Source organism: Streptomyces sp. NPDC002623 (assembly GCF_053592635.1).
Genome location: NZ_JBSFWB010000051.1, coordinates 30,255 through 46,325, shown reverse-complemented (window position 1 = coordinate 46,325; position 16,071 = coordinate 30,255). Strand labels below are relative to the sequence as shown.

9 protein-coding genes are annotated in these 16,071 nt (G+C 69.9%); 1 reads left to right on the top strand and 8 read right to left on the bottom strand.

From position 1 onward, the window contains the following. Positions 1–79: 79 nt before the first annotated feature. From ACWD4O_RS44325 to ACWD4O_RS44305, 5 genes are all read right to left on the bottom strand, one after another. A complete protein-coding gene (locus ACWD4O_RS44325; RefSeq protein ID WP_450945912.1) occupies positions 80–1,105 on the bottom strand; it encodes a Gfo/Idh/MocA family protein in 1,026 nt (341 codons plus the stop codon). Further along, positions 1,102–2,217 (bottom strand): DegT/DnrJ/EryC1/StrS family aminotransferase, encoded by a 1,116-nt coding sequence (locus ACWD4O_RS44320; protein ID WP_351916931.1) that lies wholly within the window; start codon positions 2,215–2,217, stop codon positions 1,102–1,104. The genes ACWD4O_RS44325 and ACWD4O_RS44320 overlap by 4 nt, the downstream gene beginning before the upstream one ends. Before the next feature lie 461 nt (positions 2,218–2,678). After that, on the bottom strand, positions 2,679–6,824 hold the full coding sequence (locus ACWD4O_RS44315) for an Rne/Rng family ribonuclease (protein WP_451288722.1): 4,146 nt from the start codon (positions 6,822–6,824) through the stop codon (positions 2,679–2,681). A 277-nt stretch (positions 6,825–7,101) separates the two neighbouring features. Further along, a complete protein-coding gene (locus tag ACWD4O_RS44310; RefSeq protein ID WP_450945909.1) occupies positions 7,102–7,866 on the bottom strand; it encodes a TIGR03936 family radical SAM-associated protein in 765 nt (254 codons plus the stop codon). 48 nt (positions 7,867–7,914) lie between these two features. After that, positions 7,915–8,997, bottom strand: a complete 1,083-nt coding sequence (locus ACWD4O_RS44305; RefSeq protein WP_451288721.1) for a hypothetical protein — start codon at positions 8,995–8,997, stop codon at positions 7,915–7,917. A gap of 751 nt (positions 8,998–9,748) precedes the next feature. Here ACWD4O_RS44305 and ACWD4O_RS44300 point away from each other — a divergent pair. Next, positions 9,749–10,774, top strand: a complete 1,026-nt coding sequence (locus ACWD4O_RS44300; protein WP_451288720.1) for a hypothetical protein — start codon at positions 9,749–9,751, stop codon at positions 10,772–10,774. Between the two features lie 17 nt (positions 10,775–10,791). On the opposite strand, the gene ACWD4O_RS44295 is transcribed toward ACWD4O_RS44300, so the two are convergent. The 3 genes from ACWD4O_RS44295 to ACWD4O_RS44285 form a co-directional block, all read right to left on the bottom strand. Next, positions 10,792–12,252, bottom strand: a complete 1,461-nt coding sequence (locus ACWD4O_RS44295; protein WP_451288718.1) for a hypothetical protein — start codon at positions 12,250–12,252, stop codon at positions 10,792–10,794. A gap of 117 nt (positions 12,253–12,369) precedes the next feature. Further along, positions 12,370–14,310: a TIGR03960 family B12-binding radical SAM protein gene (locus tag ACWD4O_RS44290; protein ID WP_451288717.1), complete on the bottom strand. Its 1,941-nt coding sequence runs from the start codon at positions 14,308–14,310 to the stop codon at positions 12,370–12,372. Between the two features lie 141 nt (positions 14,311–14,451). Then, positions 14,452–16,029 (bottom strand): CYTH and CHAD domain-containing protein, encoded by a 1,578-nt coding sequence (locus tag ACWD4O_RS44285; RefSeq protein WP_451288716.1) that lies wholly within the window; start codon positions 16,027–16,029, stop codon positions 14,452–14,454. Between the last annotated feature and the right edge of the window lie 42 nt (positions 16,030–16,071).

Genomic DNA, 16,071 nt, shown 5'->3' with positions numbered 1-16,071 from the left:
ACGGCTGGGTCCTGCGGGGAAAGTCTCACAGAACATAGGAGTCCTACCGAGCACGCACCGTTCCCCCGATGTGTGATGCTCAGCTGCCATGGACGGCCAGGTCCTCCACCGGAAGGGTAACGCTGGTGTTCGTCGTGGCCGATTCGAGGAGCGCAGCGGCCACCTCGACGGTGCGCATGCCCTGGCGCAGGGTGCAGATGTCGGCTTCCTTGCCGAGCACGGCGTCGCGGAAGAGCTCGTGCTCGACCTGCAGCGGCTCGCGCTTCGGGATGGCGTACCGGATCATGTCGCCCTCGGAGACACCGCGGAAGGCCTGCAGGGCCTCCCACTCGGTGGTCACCGCGGCATTGGAGTGGAACGTGAGGTCGGCGGTGAGGGTGTCGGCGATGAAGCAGCCGCGCTCACCGGTGACCGAGGTGAACCGCTCCTTGAGCGGGCTCAGCCAGTTCACCAGGTGGTTGACCATGGTGCCGTCGTCGAGCCGACCCACCGCGGAGACCATGTCCTCGTGCTCACGGCCGCTCTTGGAGACGGTGTGCGCGGCGATGGACACGTACTGCCGACCGGTCACCCAGCCGGTGAGGTCGATGTCGTGCGTGGCGAGGTCCTTGACCACGCCGACGTCTGCGATGCGGTGCGGGAAGGGACCCTGACGACGGGTGACGACCTGGTAGACGTCACCCAGCTCGCCGGCCTCCAGCCGGGCGCGCAGCGACATCAGCGCCGGGTTGCAGCGCTCGATGTGACCGACGCCGGCCACCAGGCCCCGCGACTCGAACGCCTCGACAAGACGGCGGGCGCCGTCCACGGACTCCGCGAGCGGCTTCTCGACCAGCGCGCACACGCCGGCCTCGGCGAGCGCCAAGCCGACCGGCTCGTGCAGCGCGGTCGGACAGGCCACGACGGCGTAGTCCACGCCGAGGGCGATGAGCTCCTCGACGGTGTCCAGGATCGGCGCGCCCTGGGCGGCGCCGAACTTGTCGCCCATCGGGTCGACGACGCCGACGAGGTCGACGCCGTCCAGACCCGACAGGACACGGGCGTGGTGACGCCCCATGGAACCGAGGCCGACGAGTCCCGCCCGCAGCGACTTCCCGGTGCTCACAGCTGCTCCCCCAGAGCATTGACGGTGGTGACGATGCGCTCCAGGTCCTGCGTGGACAGGGCCGGGTGCACGGGCAGCGACACGACCTCGGCGGCCGCGCGGTCCGTCTCGGGCAGGTCCCAGGTGCGACCCGCCTTCTGGTCCGGCTCCCAGTACGGCTTCAGCCGGTGGATGGGCGTCGGGTAGTACACCGCGTTGCCGATGCCGGCCTCGGTCAGCTTGGCCATGGCGGCGTCGCGGTCGCCCTGGATGCGGACCGTGTACTGGTGGTAGATGTGCCGGGCGCCGTCGGCCACCTTGGGCGTGATCACGTTCGGCGTCGTGATGTGCTCGGTGAGGAACGCGGCGTTGGCGATGCGCTGCTCGGTCCAGCCGTCCAGCTTGCGTCGCTGCACACGGCCGATGGCCGCCGACACGTCCGTCATCCGCACGTTCGCGCCGACGATCTCGTTGGCGTAGCGCTTCTCCATGCCCTGGTTGCGCAGCAGGCGCAGGGTCCGCGCGGTCTCCGCGTCCCCGGTGGAGATCATGCCGCCCTCGAGGCTGTGCATGTTCTTCGTCGGGTAGAAGCTGAACGTGCCCGCGGCGCCGAAGGCGCCGACCGGGGTGCCGTGCAGTGCGGCCGCGTGGGCCTGGCAGGCGTCCTCGATCACGGCGAGCCCGTGCTGCTCGGCGATCGCCATGATCTTGTCCATGGCCGCCGGGTGACCGTACAGGTGCACCGGCATGATCGCGGCGGTGCGCGGCGACAGGGCCGCCTCGACCGCGGCCGGGTCCAGACAGAACGTCTCCGGGTCGATGTCGGCGAAGACGACGTCGGCGCCGACCAGCCGCACCGCGTTGGCGGAGGCGGCGAAGGAGAACGACGGCACGATGACCTCGTCGCCCGGGCCGAGACCGAGGGCGAGGAGGGAAAGGTGCAGCGCTGAGGTGCCGGAGTTGACCGCGACGCAGTGGCGGCCGGCGACCAGCTCCGAGAACTCCTCCTCGAACGCGGCCACCTCGGGCCCCTGGACGACCATGCCGCTGCGCAGCACGCGCACGGCAGCCTCGATCTCCTCTTCGGAGATCACAGGCTTGGCGGCCGGTATGAACTCATGGGCGTCGGTCATCGACATCCCCTCCTCGTACGGCGACCTCGAAGGCGCACCACGTCATGCGTCGTCGGGAAGGGGCCGTGTCGATGCTCAGCACGGCCGCGTCCCTGGTTGTCCGCCGAGCCTTGGTGCGGGCGGACGGTTTGTATACAGGACCCCGCTCCCCCCAAAGGGTTCCGGGCGGGAAGTCAGCCGTGTCCGGCTGTGAAGACCGGATGTGCTCATCGGCTGTGGTCACGGTGTGCATGTCTCTGGCCACCGGGACCACGGTGCACGTTACCAGCCTGCGGACGGCGATTTTCCCTAGGGTTACCACAGCGAAACCCACCGTACGGGTGGGCTGCACCACAGCGAGACACAGAGTAACTCCCCTGTGAACTCACTGCGACACGGCGCATGGACGCTCACCCGGGGAGACGGCGGTGCGGGCATCCGATCGTTCCGGATGCCCGCACCGCCGTTCGCTCAGCCGAACATCAGTCCTCTGTGGAGGCTGTGACGGACGGCACGCTCTGCTGCGCCGCCGCCGTCTTCTTCGACGCGGCCTTCTTCGCCGTCGTCTTCTTGGCGACGGTCTTCTTCGCGGCCGTCTTCTTGGCCGCGACCGTCTTCTTGGTGGCCGCCTTCTTCGCCGTGGCCTTCTTCGCCGTCTTGCGCGCGGCCGTCTTCTTCGCCGGAGCCGCCTCCGCCTCCTCGACGGACGCGTCGGCCGCCTCGGCCTCAGCCTCGGTCTCGGCTGCCGCCTCGGCGGCGACCTCCGCCGGTGCCGACGGGACGACCGTGACGGCCGTCTCCTCGGACGCGGTCGGCGCGGTGGCCTTGCGCACGGCACGGCGCCGCGGGCGGGCCGGGGCCGCGCTCTCGACGACGGGCTCGGCGACCTGCTCGGCCTCGGGCTGCTCCACCGGAGCGGCCTCGGCGACCGGAGCCTCGACGACCGGAGCCGGCGCGGGAGCCGACTCGGCGACCGTCACCACGGCGGCCTCCGCACCCGCGGGCGAACCGGCCGGCGCGGACACCTTGCGGGTGGCGCGACGGCGCGTACGCCCCTTGGGCGCGGCCTCGTCGACGACCGGAGCCTCCGGCGCCTCGACGACCGGCGCCTCGACGGCGACCGGCTCGGCCTGCGCGCCGGCCGTCTCGACGACGGCCTCCGGCGCGGCGGGCGCCGCCACGACCGGCTCGGCGACTTCCTCGACGGCCTCGACGGCCTCGGCGGGCTCCGCCGCGGCGAACGACTCGGAGCCGCCCGCCCTGCGCGACTGACTGCCGCGCGGCGCACCCGCCGGAGCGGACGCCCGGCGGCTCGCCCGACGCCGACCCCGGCCACGCGTGGCGGCGGCCTCCGCCTCGGCGATGCTGCTGTACAGCTCCTCGTCGGGCGCATAGTCGGGGGCCGGGAGCGCGATCGGCTCGGCCGCCTCGGCGGCGACCTCGGCCTCGCTCTCCGCCTCCTCCTCGGCGCTCACCAGGGTCTCGGCGACCTCGGTGGCCACAGCGGCCTCGTGCTCGTGCTCGTGGACGTCACCGCCGCGGCCGCGCTTCTTGCGCTTGCCACCGCCGCCGACCGCGGTCGGCTGCTCCATGTGGACGATGACACCGCGCCCGTTGCAGTGCACACAGGTCTCGGAGAACGACTCCAGCAGGCCCTGCCCGACCCGCTTACGGGTCATCTGCACGAGCCCCAGCGAGGTCACCTCGGCGACCTGGTGCTTCGTACGGTCACGGCCCAGGCACTCCAGCAGACGCCGCAGCACCAGATCCCGGTTGGACTCCAGCACCATGTCGATGAAGTCGATCACGATGATGCCGCCGAGGTCGCGCAGCCGCAGCTGACGCACGATCTCCTCGGCCGCCTCCAGGTTGTTCCTGGTGACCGTCTCCTCGAGGTTGCCGCCCTGACCGGTGAACTTGCCGGTGTTGACGTCGACGACGACCATCGCCTCGGTCCGGTCGATCACCAGCGAACCGCCGCTGGGCAGCCAGACCTTGCGGTCCAGCGCCTTGGCGAGCTGCTCGTCGATCCGGTAGGTGGCGAAGACGTCGACCTCGGAGGTCCACTTCGACAGCCGCTCGGCCAGGTCGGGGGCGACGTGCGACACGTACCCGTGGATGGTCGACCAGGCCTCGTCACCGCTGACGATGACCTTGGAGAAGTCCTCGTTGAAGATGTCGCGCACGACCCGGACGGTCATGTCCGGCTCGCCGTACAGCAGCGTCGGGGCGTTGCCGCCGTTCTTCGCCTTCTTCTGGATGTCCTCCCACTGCCCCTGCAGCCGCTCGACATCGCGGCGCAGCTCGTCCTCGCTCGCACCCTCGGCGGCGGTGCGCACGATGACGCCCGCGTCCTCGGGGACGATCTTCTTGAGGATCGTCTTCAGCCGGGCCCGCTCGGTGTCGGGCAGCTTGCGGCTGATGCCGGTCATCGAGCCCTCGGGCACGTACACGAGGTAGCGGCCCGGGAGGGAGACCTGGCTGGTCAGCCGGGCGCCCTTGTGCCCGATCGGGTCCTTCGTCACCTGGACGAGGACCGACTGGCCCGACTTGAGGGCGGACTCGATGCGGCGCGGCCCGTTGGCCATGCCGAGCGCCTCGAAGTTGACCTCACCGGCGTACAGGACGGCGTTGCGTCCCTTGCCGATGTCGATGAAGGCGGCCTCCATCGACGGCAGCACGTTCTGCACCTTGCCCAGGTACACGTTGCCGACGTAGGAGGTCGACTGCTCCTTGTTCACGTAGTGCTCGACGAGCACGTTGTCTTCCAGGACGCCGATCTGGGTGCGCTCGCCGCTCTGGCGGACGACCATCACCCGCTCGACGGCCTCACGGCGGGCCAGGAACTCGGCCTCGGTGATGATCGGCACCCGGCGGCGGCCCTGCTCGCGGCCTTCCCGGCGGCGCTGCTTCTTCGCCTCGAGACGGGTCGAGCCCTTGATGGACTGCACCTCGTCGGACGGCTCGGAGGGCTTGCGCGGCTCACGGACCTTGACGACCGTGCGCTCCGGGTCTCCGTCGACCGAGTCGGCCTCGCCGGAGGAGTCACCGGCACGACGACGACGGCGACGACGGCGACGGCTGCCGGCGGTGGAGCCACCGGCCGAGTCCTCGTCCTCCGCGTCCTCGTCCTCCTGCTCGGCGGTGTCGTCGGCGTCCTGTGCGGCCTGCGCGGCGGCGAGCTCGTCGGACTCGTCCCCGGACTCCCCCTCGCCGTCGGCGGCATCGCCACGACGACGGCGACGGCCGCCACGGCGGCGACGGCGACGCGAGCCGGTCTCCTCGGTGTCGTCGTCACCCTCGTCGGTCTCGTCGACCTCGTCGGGCTCCTCCGACTCGCTCTCCGCCTCGTCCTCGGCGGCGAGGGCGGCGGTCTCGACGGGCGCGGCGGTGCGGGCGGCCTCGGGCTCCTCGCCGAAACCGGCGCCACGGCGGCGACGACGGCGACGCGAACCGGTCGGCTCCTCGATGAGCTCCTGAGCCGGCTGAGCCTCCTCGGGCTCCTCGACCTCGGTGGCCTCCGCCTCGGCGGCGGCCGCCTCGGCAGCGGCCCGCAGCGGGGTCTGGAACTGCGGTTCGGCGAACACGGGCGCCTGGAACACGGCGACCGCGGGCCGCGCCGGACGACGCGGCGCGTCCTCCTCGCCGTTGCCCTTCGCGGGCTCGGGCGCGGAGAAGCCACCGGCGGCCCGACGGACCACACGCCGACGTCCACGCCGCGAACCGGCGTCCTCGTCGGCCTGAGCAGCGGGAACGGCGGGAGCTTCGGGAACCTTCGGCTCTTCGACGGCGGCGACGGCGACGGCAGTCTCGGCGGCGACCTCGGTGGTCTCGGCGACCTCGGCCTCGGCGGGCGCGGAGACGCGGCGCGTGGCACGACGGCGGGTACGGGGAGCGGCTTCGGCGACCTCGGCGGGCGCTTCCTCCGTAGCCACGTCCGTCACAGCCGGAACCTCGGCCTCGGCCTCGGCGGTGACGGCGGGCGTCTCCGCCTCCGCCTCCGGGGCGCCGGCGGGCGCGGTGGCCCGGCGGGAGGCGCGACGCCGCGTACGGGGAGCGGCCTCGACGACCTCTTCGGTCACCTCGGCGGCAGCCTCGGGCTGGGACTCGACGGCGGCGTCCTCGGCAGTGACCTCGGCGGGCGTGGTCACCCGGCGCGTGGCCCGGCGACGGGCACGGCGAGGAGCGGCGTCCTCGGCGGCGGCCTCCTCCACGGGGGCTTCCTCGACGGCCGGCGCGCTCACCTCGGCGGCGGCCACGGGCACGACGGTCTCGGCGACCTCGGCGGCGGCCGGAGCCCCGGCGGGCGCGGAGGCACGCCGGGTGGCCCGGCGACGCGTACGAGGAGCGGCCTCTGCCGCCTCCTGCGCCTTGACGTCAGCATCGACATCGACGTCGACGTCGGTCTTGAGGTCGTCGTCGAGGACGTCCTCCTCCGCCAACTGCTCGGCGGACTCGACGGCCGGTATGGCCGGCGCGGTCATCTCGGCCGAGGTGTCGGCGGTGCCGACCGGCGGTCCCGCCGGCCGGGAAGCGGCCCTGCGCCGACGACGCGGCGGCAGGGTGTCGCTGGGGCTGTTCGATTCGGAGTCCGTCACGGACTCTGTGGATTCTGTTGGCTCGAGCATGCGGGCGTTTCTCCCGTCAGGCTCCCGGGCGCCGCGCCTGGTCCGGCGTCGATCACGGGGGATCGATCGCCGTTGACGTCCGCGGCTCGCGCGATGCGCGGTGCCGCCGTCCGGGGCGCGGGCGCCGCACGGGAGCTCTCTGTGTCCTGTCTCGCCGGTTCCGTACGCCGAATGCGTACGGCCTGGCGAAAGTCTTCTGGTCGGTGCGCTGCCCGACCCAGGTGGCTCCCGAGTACGAGGGCGGCGCTACGACGTCCGTCCCATCGCGGGACCTTCCCTACGCGGGCGCCTTCGCGGCGGCAGCGGGATCGCCCGTTGTGAGGGCCTGAGCTGCCTCGCGGTCGGGCGCGAGCGGGTCGGTCACCGTGCCGGTCTCTTCATCGAACAGCCCCTGCGCCAGCCTGGTCACCGCAGCGGGGACCGGCGGCGCCAGGTCGGCCACGGCGCGGAGACCGGACAGGACGTCGTCGGGTCGAACGGCAGGCGTCACGTGCCGAACAACCAGCCGCAGTATCGCACAGGGCTGGTCGGTCGGCCTATCAGCAGGTTCACTGTGCGTTTCAAGTTGTACGACCGCGGCACGGGCGTCGAAGGTGCGGACGCCGTTCTTGGCCATGCGCTGGACCTCTACGGCGTCGGCCTCGTTGAAGGCGTTCACCGCGCGATCGGCGTCGGCCGGGTCCACGCCGTCCAGCCGCAGCTCCCATACGGAGGCCGTCAGCCGGTCGGCGAGACCCGAGGTCCGGGCCTCGACCGCGTCGACGACGTCGAGCCCGGTGGGCAGCGACTCGTCGAGCAGAGCTCTCAGCTTCTCCGGGTCACGCGCCGCGGTGAGCGCGATCTCCAGGTACTCCGCCTCACTGCCCGTGCCGGTGGGTGCGGCATTGGCGTACGACACCTTCGGGTGCGGCGTGAACCCCGCCGAGTACGCCATCGGCACCTCGGCACGGCGCAACGCGCGCTCAAAGGCACGCTGGAAGTCACGGTGGCTGGTGAACCGGAGGCGGCCGCGCTTGGTGTAGCGCAGTCGGATGCGCTGCACCGCGGGTGCGGGCGGCGGGCCTTCGGGCTGTCGCTTGCCCAGTGTCGTTCAGTCCTTCGTGAGAGCGGTCGTGCTGCTACCAAGAGTACGTGTCTCGTCCGCCGATGGTTCCCGGCGGACGACCGCCTCCCGCTGCTCCGGCTCCCCGAACAGCATCCGCCGTACGTCCGCGCGGGCCTGCCGTGCCGTCTCGCGGGCGGTGGCCAGCGCCTGCCGGGTCGCCCGGCTCACGCTGCGCGCCACCCGGGCGGCGGGACGCAGCACGGCATCCCGGACGACGTGCCCGACCGGGGTGAGAACGGTCCGGTACACCCAGCGCACGGGCTCCACGAAGATCCACCGGAAGAGCGTCCCGAGGAACCGGCCGACGGCGAGCGAGATCCGTCCCGCGATCCGCCACGCATGCCCGAGGGCGTCCCCCACCTCACGCGCGACGACCGCGAGGACGCGCCCGACGGGGACGAGCACCCACCGCCACAGAGCGAGCAGGGGCAGCACGACCAGCACCCTGGCCGTCCAGTACAGGGCGACCCCGATCCCGCCGGCCAGCGCCCCCAGGAACCGCCCCACCCCGCGCGCACACCAGGCGATCGCCCGCCCGACCGGCGCGAGAATCCACGCGTAGACCCACTGGGCGGGCACGACGACCAGATACCGCGCCAGCCATGCCACGCCGGTGTACGCACCGACGCAGATCCCCTTCACCACCCAGAGGACGGCATGCCCAACCGGCGTGAGAACGCGCGCGTACACCCACGCGAGCCCCCGCCCGACCGGCGCGAGAACGTACCGACAGACCCACACCGCCGGCACGACCAGCAGCAGGTTCCCGAGCCGGCCGAGCACCCTGCACAGCGGCACGACGGCATACCGCCACAGCCCGATCAACGGCCAGACGAGCAGCGCCTTCCCCAGCCACAACAACCCCCGCCCGACCGGCCGCAAGACGGTGTCCCGAAGGAACCGACCCACGACGACGAGCGCATCCCACGCCATCCGCACGGGGAGGACCAGCACCAGCACGACGATCCGCACAGGCAACCGAACCGCCACGACAAGACACCCTTCGGGCGCCTGCGCCTGCGCGGGCGGCCGGGCAGGCGGTTCGGCGGGCGATTTCTGCAGGTCCATGTAGACGTAGACGCTACATCCGCCCCGAAGGATGCGATGCTGAGAGCCCGTCAGGAACGGGCCCGGAGGTCCGCCGACCGAGCTCCGAGCGCCCCTCCCCACCTGCGCGGTGTCCGCGTTGCGGAATACACCGAGCGGGTGAAGAGTGGTTTATATCGGCTCTGCCTTGTTCGAGTGCCAGATCTTCTCCGCTCCGGAGTTTCTGTGCTCCGGAGCGTTTCTGAGAGACCGCCTACAAAGCGCATCTGGAATCGCTATGCCCAGAACCGCCCGGCGACACGTCTTCGACATGGTCGGCACATCCCTCTTGACTGCAGCGCTCACATTGCCGACGGGCCTGACGAGTGCGGTGGCAGCGCCTCGGACCGACGACAGCACGAACCCGGCCGCAGCACTCGCACAAACGGAATCCGCCTCGCCGACGCCACCTCCACCCCCGTCTCCGCCTCCGTCTCCACCTCCGGCAATTACCCCAACGCCTACCCCGACCCCGACCCCCACCTCCACTGCCACCCCGACCACCACCCAGCCCCCGACTGATACGTCGCCGACGTCCTCGACGCCCCCTTCGCCCACACCTCCCACGTCACCCACGTCCCCCACATCGAGTGAACCGTCAAATACCGACGATACGGACAATTCGGCGTCCGAACCTCCGGCGGAACAGACGGAGAATATTGAAGATCTAACAACAAGTCTGAACGAACAACAGACAGAAGCCCCCGAAGAGCTCGCACCGACTGTGGAAAATTTGACCACCACCCTGGAAGTGGTCGAAGACCCCGGGACGACTCCGCAGGACAGGCAAGCGGTCATCGAAAGCACGGAAGAGCTGACCGAGACGCTGGCAGTCATCAGCGACGACAGCGTCCCTGACGAGCTGCAAGAACAGTTGACCCCGTTGGTGAAACAGGTAACTGCCACCCTGGAGGTGGGCACCGATCCGAGCGTGCCGCCCGAGGACCGGTCCAGGGTCCTCCTGGTCGTGAAGCGGACCACATCCGTCCTCGACGCGATCCGCTCCCCCGAGACGCCGCAAGACCTGCGCGGGCAACTGATCGCCATCGTGACGGACGCGAACTCCGCCCTGGAGATGAGCCGCGGCGGGGAGGAGACCGCCAAGGCCCTGCTGCTGACGAGCACTTCGGTGGAACTGGCCCTCGACCAGCAGACACCCCACACAGACAAGCACCCGCTCCATGCGGACCAGTACCCGCTCCACGTGGACCGGCAAGAGCTCATGGATGACGCGCAGCAGGGCAATCAGCTGGTGAAGGTGATGAGCGACCCCAGAAGGTCATCGGAGGAGCGGACCGAAGCCCGGGAGGAGCTGAGGGACCGGACCCCTGGGATGAAGAGCAGGCAGGAGAAAGCCGTCTCCGCCCAGCGCCCGCCGGAAGCCTCCTTCGGCAAGGCGGCCGAAGTGTGCACCAACGCGATATTCGACGCCACGCCGGAGCACAAACTCGCCAAGGGGCTGGAGGAGCTGCTTCCAGAGAAGTGGGACACCGAAGGGGTCAAGGACTTCTGGAAGGCCAAGGAAGAACGCAACGACTCGTTCGACGTCCTCGCCCAGTTGCAGAACGACGAACGCGCCCACGCCCCCTTCGACATCGCACCGCTCATCACCGAGCTCGCCGAACTGGTGCCGGGGGACGCACTGCTCTCGACTCTCGGCGGAAAGCCCACTCTGTTCTGCAGGCAGACCGCGCTGGACCTGGAGACGGACGCCGGGATCACCGTGGCGCCCTGGCGCATGATGCCCGAGGGCGGTTGAGGAACGGAACACCGCCGTCAACGACCGGCGGATCCCAGCAGCTCCGCCACGGACACCTCCGCATCAGCATGAACCGACGCCGCCCCGTACCTGTCCAGCTCCCTCCTCTCTTCCGAATGAAAACCCTGCTCGTCCTGGAACCGGAACGACGAGATCGAAGAGATGAGCCGGCCTACGGGCGACCAGATCGCCGTCACATAGCGGGGCTTACGCGTGACATTGATCAGATTATTGTTGTGCCACACCCTCCCTCGATAAATGAGCTGCCGCCCACATCCCCCCTCGGAGGGGCAGTAGTATTTCTCGTCACTCTTGTTCCATGAATAATGAACTGCAGAGAAATTCTTCACATCGAGCTTCCCACGGTCCTTCCTCATGTACGAAACCTGCACGCGGACGCTCACCGTTTCGTACTCGGCATCCACAGGGAGTTGGACAACGCGCTCAAGAGCGTATTCCTGCCCGACTTCGAGCCGCTCACCGGGACCGAAGAAATGCCCGCTGCTGATCGTGGTGTTTGAGAAGTCGTCGACATAGAGTTCCGTCTCCCCCACCAAGCCGCCCCCCTTCCCCGCGCTCTCCTCCCATTCCGCCAACAAGTCCCGGGTCCCGGAGTCTCTGGAGTATTCGACATCTCTGCCGCGGACCGTATAGATGTCATTGACGATGTAGACCGGGATCCCGCCGGTATTCTTCATGTAAAGCGTCAGCGGGACGTGAACGAACGGCTCCCTACGATCCGGCCGTGCCGCCCCGAATTTTGCACTCAAAGTAAAGTGGATGGGGGCTGTCGCAGGTTGGTACATGGTCGAATACGCCAGGCTGGCACCCGTCAGAAGTGCGGTGACGACCAATCCCGCCGCGAACGTCTTGGGCTGCGGGGCTCCGTGCCAGGGTTTTTCACGCGCAAGGAGGACAAGCGCCCACAGGGACCAGCACCACAGGGGCACGAACGCCAGCAGGTAGGGCGTGTACTCCGTCTCCTCCATCCACATGACCAGAAGGAGAGTGTCGGTCGCCAGCGCGATCAGCACAGCGAGCAGAACGACCGCTCCGGAGAGCTTGACCTGCCGTCTCCCCCAGTAGTCGAGCACCATGCCGGCAGCCGCGCCCTGCACCAGACCTGACAGGACGAAGAGCCCCCCGGTCATCCGTTGCGCAAACGTCAGCGCCCCGGAGGCGTCCGGCCATCCGATGACCGCATTGAGCACCATGGACGCCAGCAGTCCGGCCATCATGAGCACCGCGGTCGCACGTCTTCGCCATGCCCGGTCGGGCCAGGTCCTGCTGTCCCCGCCGCGCCAGCATATGGACGTCGGATCATCCAGATCCATGTTCACCGGATAGCCGCGCCGAACAAGCATTCTCCGCAGTTCACCCGCCGACCAGGCGCTTCCCACCGTCTCGCCGCCGATCGTGACCCGGCGCAGCCCGCGACCGTCCGGCTCCTCGACAATGACCCACGGACGGATGCTCATGGGTTCAGGCTCAAACCGGAAACAGCACCACGCACGCGGAACTGCCCCGTTTGGCCTGACCCCACGATCGCCGAGCCGAACCACTCGATCGACGCACCAGCGCCGACACGCCCCGCCTCAGCCGGCCGGCGTCGGCTGCTTCACCGTCAACGGCAGCAACTTCTTGCCGGTCGGACCGATCTGGATGTGGGTGTCCATCGCCGGGCACACCCCGCAGTCGAAGCAGGGCGTCCAGCGGCAGTCCTCGACCTCTGTCTCGTCGAGGGCGTCCTGCCAGTCCTCCCAGAGCCAGTCCTTGTCGAGGCCCGAGTCCAGGTGGTCCCAGGGCAGGACCTCCTCGTAGGTCTTCTCGCGGGTCGTGTACCAGTCGACGTCCACGCCGAAGGCGGGCAGCGTCTTGTCGGCGCAGGCCATCCAGCGGTCGTAGGAGAAGTGCTCGCGCCAGCCGTCGAAGCGGCCGCCGTCCTCGTAGACGGCCCGGATGACCGCGCCGATACGGCGGTCGCCTCGGGACAGCAGGCCCTCCACGATGCCGGGCTTGCCGTCGTGGTAGCGGAAGCCGATCGAGCGGCCGTACTTCTTGTCGCCGCGGATCTTGTCGCGGAGCTTCGTCAGACGGGCGTCTGTCTCCTCCGCCGAGAGCTGCGGGGCCCACTGGAAGGGGGTGTGGGGCTTGGGGACGAAGCCGCCGATCGAGACCGTGCAGCGGATGTCGTTCTGGCCGGAGACCTTGCGGCCCTCGGCGATCACGTTCATCGCCATGTCGGCGATCTGCAGGACGTCGTCGTCCGTCTCCGTCGGCAGACCGCACATGAAGTACAGCTTCACCTGACGCCAGCCGTTGCCGTACGCCGTGGAGACCGTCCTGATCAGGTCCTCTTCCGAGACCATCTTGTTGATGACCTTGCGCATGCGCTCCGAGCCGCCCTCGGGGGCGAAGGTGAGGCCCGAGCGGCGGCCGTTGCGCGTGAGTTCGTTCGCCAGGTCGACGTTGAAGGCGTCCACCCGGGTGGAGGGGAGGGACAGGCCGATCTTGTCCGCCTCGTAGCGGTCCGCCAGCCCCTTGGCGACCTCGCCGATCTCGCTGTGGTCGGCGCTGGACAGCGACAGCAGGCCGACCTCCTCGAAGCCGGTCGCCTTCAGGCCCTTCTCCACCATGTCGCCGATGCCCGTGATGGAACGCTCGCGCACCGGGCGGGTGATCATGCCGGCCTGGCAGAAACGGCAGCCGCGGGTGCAGCCGCGGAAGATCTCCACCGACATGCGCTCGTGCACCGTCTCGGCGAGCGGGACCAGCGGCTGCTTGGGGTAGGGCCACTCGTCGAGGTCCATGACCGTGTGCTTGGACACGCGCCACGGCACACCGCTCTTGTTCGGCACGACACGGGCGATACGGCCGTCCGGCAGGTACTCGACGTCGTAGAACGCCGGGATGTACACCGCGCCCGTCTTCGCGAGGCGGAAGAGGACCTCCTCGCGGCCGCCCGGGCGGCCCTCCGCCTTCCACTCGCGGATGATCTTCGTCATGTCCAGCACGGCCTGCTCGCCGTCGCCGATGACCGCCGCGTCGATGAAGTCCGCGATCGGCTCGGGGTTGAAGGCCGCGTGGCCGCCCGCGAGGACGATCGGGTCGTCGAGGCCGCGGTCCTTGGACTCCAGCGGGATGCCCGCGAGGTCCAGCGCCGTCAGCATGTTGGTGTAGCCCAGCTCCGTGGAGAAGGACAGGCCGAACACGTCGAAGGCCTTCACCGGGCGGTGGCCGTCGACGGTGAACTGCGGGACGGCGTGCTCCCGCATCAGCGCCTCCAGGTCCGGCCACACGCTGTACGTGCGCTCGGCGAGGACGCCCTGCTGCTCGTTCAGTACCTCGTAGAGGATCATGACGCCCTGGTTGGGCAGCCCGACCTCGTAGGCGTCCGGGTACATGAGGGCCCAGCGGACGTCGCAGTCCTCCCAGGGCTTGACCGTGGAGTTGAGCTCGCCGCCCACGTACTGGATCGGCTTCTGCACATGCGGGAGCAAGGCTTCGAGCTGCGGGAAGACCGATTCGACAGACATCGCGGCGTTACCTTCGTGAGCTGAGCTGACAGGGGCGAGACAGCTGTGCGGCAGGGGTGACCATCAAGCCTAACCCGGTCGAAGGACTCCCCCGCCCCAGATCGCTTCGCCGCCCCCCTACCAGATGGCTTCGCCGTCCCCCTATACGTCCATGTCGCCCTGGATCGTCTCCCACGCCTCCGGCAGCGCGTCCTCCGCCAGCTCCGCCCGGCGTTCCTCACGGCCGTAGAGCAGCCCGTAGGTGAAGGCGCTCTCCCCCGCCGCGTGCGCCACGGCGGACAGCTCGCGCAGGGTCACGCGGGCCATGACGCTGTCCTGGTGTTCGCCGAGCAGGCTCTGCAGCGACTTCATGGACCTGGTCAGGGTCTTGGCCGGGCCGCCGATCGCCGGCGTGGCCGTCTCCGCCGCGTAGCGGGTCCGCTTGGCCTTCTTGCGCGCCTCGTGCAGGGCTTCGTCGCGTTCATGGCCGGACGGCTGCGCCAGCGCCTGCTCGATCAGCTCGGACACCTTGCCGAAGTCCTTGCGGACGGCCTTGGCGAGCACCTCGGACGGCCGGCCTGCGGCCGCCTCCAGCAGCGGCGGGTCGGCGACCAGCCCGTCGAGGGTGTCGAGCAGGGTCAGGTAGCGCTTGGAGTCCAGGACGCCGAGCAGCCGCTTGCGGGAGCCGCGGTGCCCGGCCTTGTCCCAGGTCTGCACGCGTTCACGGACCGGGCCGGAGACCAGGGTGTGCGGCACGTCGTCGAGGCCGGCCTTGAGGCGTTCGCCGAGCACCTCGTGGTCGCGGCCCACGCCCAGCTCGCCGGCCAGCCACTTCAGCTCGTCGCCGATCGGGTCGGTGACGGTCCGGTCCAGGACCTTGCCGAAGGAGCGGAAGGTGCTGCGCAGCCGACGGGTGGCGACGCGCATGTCGTGCACGGACTCCTCGGCCTCCTGGCGCACGGCAGGATCGAGCTCGACGATCGCGTCCCGCTGGGCACGGACGTACGCCAGCACATGATCGCCCGCGGTCACGGGCTCCCGGACGGAGGCCCCTTCGCCCGGCCCGGCCCCCTTCCCGGCTGCCTTCCCGGCTGCCTTCCCGGCTGCCTTCCCGGCTTCCTTCGCCTTCTTGCGCTGCTTCTTCGACCCGGTCTCCGTCAGCGCCCGCGCCAGCTTCGACGCCGACTTCGACGGCCGTACGCCCGCCTTGCGCAGCCGCTTCTCCAGCTTGTCGAGCAGGGCCGGGTCACCGCCGTCGGCGAGCTCCACCTCGATCTCGGACCACTGCGCGCTGCCCTCGCCGCCGAACAGCCGGTCCGCCCGGACGGCGTCCACGCTGGCCTCGGCGAGCAGCCCGCCCTCGGCGTCGAGGAGATCGCGGATGTCCCGGCTGGAGCGCAGCCGCACCACAGGCACCAGCTGTCCCTCACGAACGCGGGAGCGCACCAGCCCGGCGAGCTCTTCGGGTACGTCGTCGGAGAGCGGGGCTCTGATCTCGTCCCTGACTCCGGTTTCGACCGGCAGTTTCAGATGCCAGCCGGCGTCCGAGCCGCCGGTACGGCGGCGCAGCGTGATCGAGGCCGCGGCCAGGCGCAGGTCGGAGGTGTCGTAGTAGATCGCGTCCAGCTCGGCGACGCCCTTGTCGAGGACGGAGGCGACCCCGGCCACGCCGGTGAGGTCGGGCAGCCCGCTCTCATCGGATTCGTACTTGCGCTCGATCTCGCGTTTCGTCTCCGCCATGAATTGAATCTAGTCGGACTCGGGCCCGAACGGCAGTGCGCA

What these genes read in the sequence shown, in the direction of transcription:
- ACWD4O_RS44320 (WP_351916931.1), bottom strand. Translation starts at nt 2,217, where the DNA reads ATGACCGACGCCCATGAGTTCATACCGGCCGCCAAGCCTGTGATCTCC.
- ACWD4O_RS44315 (WP_451288722.1), bottom strand. Translation starts at nt 6,824, where the DNA reads ATGCTCGAGCCAACAGAATCCACAGAGTCCGTGACGGACTCCGAATCG.
- ACWD4O_RS44305 (WP_451288721.1), bottom strand. Translation starts at nt 8,997, where the DNA reads ATGGACCTGCAGAAATCGCCCGCCGAACCGCCTGCCCGGCCGCCCGCG.
- ACWD4O_RS44295 (WP_451288718.1), bottom strand. Translation starts at nt 12,252, where the DNA reads ATGAGCATCCGTCCGTGGGTCATTGTCGAGGAGCCGGACGGTCGCGGG.
- ACWD4O_RS44290 (WP_451288717.1), bottom strand. Translation starts at nt 14,310, where the DNA reads ATGTCTGTCGAATCGGTCTTCCCGCAGCTCGAAGCCTTGCTCCCGCAT.
- ACWD4O_RS44285 (WP_451288716.1), bottom strand. Translation starts at nt 16,029, where the DNA reads ATGGCGGAGACGAAACGCGAGATCGAGCGCAAGTACGAATCCGATGAG.